Origin of the sequence: Paucihalobacter sp. (assembly GCF_036825875.1) — a bacterium.
In the GTDB taxonomy this organism is placed as follows: domain Bacteria; phylum Bacteroidota; class Bacteroidia; order Flavobacteriales; family Flavobacteriaceae; genus Paucihalobacter.
Genome location: NZ_DAISXK010000005.1, coordinates 99140 through 101672, shown reverse-complemented (window position 1 = coordinate 101672; position 2533 = coordinate 99140). Strand labels below are relative to the sequence as shown.

At 35.9% G+C, this 2533-nt stretch carries 4 protein-coding genes; 1 reads left to right on the top strand and 3 read right to left on the bottom strand.

Features of this window, described 5'->3' with window-relative positions; translation table 11 throughout:
* Together V7Z48_RS02930 and V7Z48_RS02925 are read right to left on the bottom strand one after the other, a co-directional pair.
* Positions 1-640 (bottom strand): tRNA ligase subunit PheS family protein (locus V7Z48_RS02930; RefSeq protein WP_442954706.1); only part of this gene is annotated, 640 nt, incomplete at its 3' end.
* Positions 641-805: 165 nt separating this feature from the next.
* Positions 806-1162, bottom strand: coding sequence for a hypothetical protein (locus V7Z48_RS02925; protein ID WP_334111894.1), 357 nt, complete (start codon positions 1160-1162; stop codon positions 806-808).
* Positions 1163-1231: 69 nt separating this feature from the next.
* Between V7Z48_RS02925 and V7Z48_RS02920 the strand changes: the two genes are divergently transcribed.
* The gene (locus V7Z48_RS02920) at positions 1232-1771 is read left to right on the top strand and encodes a CvpA family protein (protein WP_334111893.1); all 540 of its coding nucleotides are present in this window, start codon (positions 1232-1234) and stop codon (positions 1769-1771) included.
* A 108-nt stretch (positions 1772-1879) separates the two neighbouring features.
* On the opposite strand, the gene V7Z48_RS02915 is transcribed toward V7Z48_RS02920, so the two are convergent.
* Entirely contained in the window at positions 1880-2506 is a 627-nt protein-coding gene (locus V7Z48_RS02915; RefSeq protein WP_334111896.1) for a carbonic anhydrase family protein, read from the bottom strand.
* Positions 2507-2533 lie beyond the last annotated feature (27 nt).

The following is a 2533-nucleotide window of genomic DNA, read 5'->3' as shown; positions in this document are numbered from 1 at the left end:
CAATATACAAACCTTCTACCTGATGGAAAAAACAATGCGAACGCGCCGAAATAGCTTCGTTGCGATACACGCGTCCTGGTGAAATGGTTCTAATGGGTGGTTTGTTGCTTTCCATATAACGCACTTGAACAGAGCTGGTGTGCGTGCGTAGCAAAATATCTGGATTGGTTTGAATAAAAAAAGTATCCTGCATATCGCGTGCCGGATGGTATTCGGGTAAGTTTAAAGCCGTGAAATTATGCCAATCATCTTCAATTTCTGGACCTTCACTCACATTAAAACCAATTCTAGAAAATATATCGATGATTTGATTTTTTACGATTGAAATAGGATGACGCGCACCGATGGCAATAGGTTCACCTGGGCGAGATAAATCGCCATAAACACCTTTAACTTCCTGCTGGTTCTCGATGGCAGCTTTCAGGCTACTTACTTTTTCTTCAGCTGTTTTTTTGAGTGTGTTGACGGTTTGGCCAAATTCCTTCTTTTGTTCATTAGGAACATTTTTGAAAGCAGCAAAAAATTGATTCAATAACCCTTTTTTTCCTAAATACTCTATACGAAATGCCTCAATAGCTTCATTTGAAGTAGATTGAAAGCTTTCGGCTTTGGCAATATGTTCTTTAATTTGATCTATCATAACCGTTCAATAATGTTTTTAAGAACCCTAACTTCCTAAATGGATTGCAAATTTAGTTTTTTTTACGAAACCTATGTAAGTGATTCAGCAATTGTTGTACTCGTCAAATGTTGGGAAGAAAGCACTACCCTCGACTTTTTGGAGTTTAGGGCAATGCCCAAATTATTAGTTTATATATTGATTTTCTAAAAAGTAGTTAACGATGGCTTCTTTCATTAGAATACTTTGCTCACCAGCTTTTAAAAACGGCAATTGTTCTGTTACCTGATAATGTGGCCAACCTTCGTCGTCTATATAGCTAAATTTGTAGTATCCGTAAGGTTCTAAAACGCGACAGATAGCTATATGCATGAGGTCTAATTTGTGGTCTTTTTTATATTCACGGTGTGGTTGTTGCAACTCTTGAACCCCAATTAAATAAATAATAGCATCTAAATCCAGTTGCTCTCCATCGGCAAATTTATTGGATAGTTTGGTAACTAATTCCTGCCATCTTATTTTTAATTCTTCGTCTCTTGACATACTAAAAAGCCTGCTTTTTGGGTTTATGGATTGGCAAAGTTAGGTTATATTTACTTAAAATAATAGATTATGAGTGTTATTGACATTGTATTGGGTGTGCTATTAGCTTTTGGTTTGGTACGCGGTTTTATGAAAGGATTATTTGTTGAAATTGCATCGCTTTTAGCTTTGGTGGTTGGCATTTATGGCGCCATTCACTTTAGCAATTACGCCGCTGAATACTTAGCTTCTAAAGTGGATTGGGAAGAACAATACATCAACCTCACTGCTTTCGCCATTACTTTTGCCATTATTGTATTTGTTATTAGTTTAGCTGGAAAAGCGCTCACCAAGTTGGCAAATTTTGCTGCTCTGGGATTATTAAACAAAATAGCTGGTGCTGTGTTTGGGTTTCTTAAAATTGCTTTAATTTTAAGTGTAATATTAACGGTAATTGACCGCATGGAAAGTAATGTATTTATGGATGACGAAGCCATTGAACAGAGTTCATTATACGCGCCTGTTAAGGGTTTTGCGACCTTATTATTTCCAAAAATACTGGATGTGGAAAATTTTAATATGTTGAATGACACTTTTAAAACAGAGAAAACAGACGAAACCGAAGAATAAAAAACCTGCTAATCTTTAGATTAGCAGGTTTCTCGAATTTATAGTGTATGTTTTTATTCAGTTGATTAAATCAGTTGATTTTTTCCTAAGATTGGATAGATGTACAATTTAGTAAAAATCAACCATCCCTGTACCTATATCGTACATGGCTCCAACTATCTTAATCTCACCCATTACTTCCATTTCTTGTAGTATTGGGCTTTCTTTACGGATTCGTTCTATAGTTAACAAGACATTTTTCTTGGCAACTTCGTCTACAAATTCCAAATTTTTTGAAGTTCTTAAGCTTTCATCAGTGGGTTCTGTAACCGCATTAACAGCTGGTGTAATTTTTTGTATTAATTTGGTTAGATTGCCCATTTCGGCATGGTCGCAAGCTCCCTTTATTGCGCCACAACTTGTGTGCCCTAAAACAACAATAAGTTTTGTTCCTGCCAATTTACAGGCAAACTCCATACTTCCTAGAATATCTTCATTAACAAAATTCCCAGCTATTCTAACGCTGAAAATATCGCCTAAACCTTGATCAAAAACCAATTCCGCAGAGACTCGAGAATCAATACAGCTCAAAATAGTTGCGAAAGGAAATTGACCCTCACTGGTGTCGTTTACTTGCTCTAGCAGGTTTCGGTTAGCTTTTAAATTATTTTGAAATCTAACATTGCCCTCTTTTAAATATTGTAATGCCTTTAGGGGTGTTAACGTTGCTTGTGTTTCTCTTGTGTGTGCTTTCATGATATTCAATTTTACTATTTTGTTTTT

Bases quoted from the DNA above. Each gene is read 5' to 3' on its own strand.
- V7Z48_RS02920 (WP_334111893.1), top strand. From the start codon at position 1,232: ATGAGTGTTATTGACATTGTATTGGGTGTGCTATTAGCTTTTGGTTTG.
- V7Z48_RS02915 (WP_334111896.1), bottom strand. From the start codon at position 2,506: ATGAAAGCACACACAAGAGAAACACAAGCAACGTTAACACCCCTAAAG.
- V7Z48_RS02925 (WP_334111894.1), bottom strand. From the start codon at position 1,162: ATGTCAAGAGACGAAGAATTAAAAATAAGATGGCAGGAATTAGTTACC.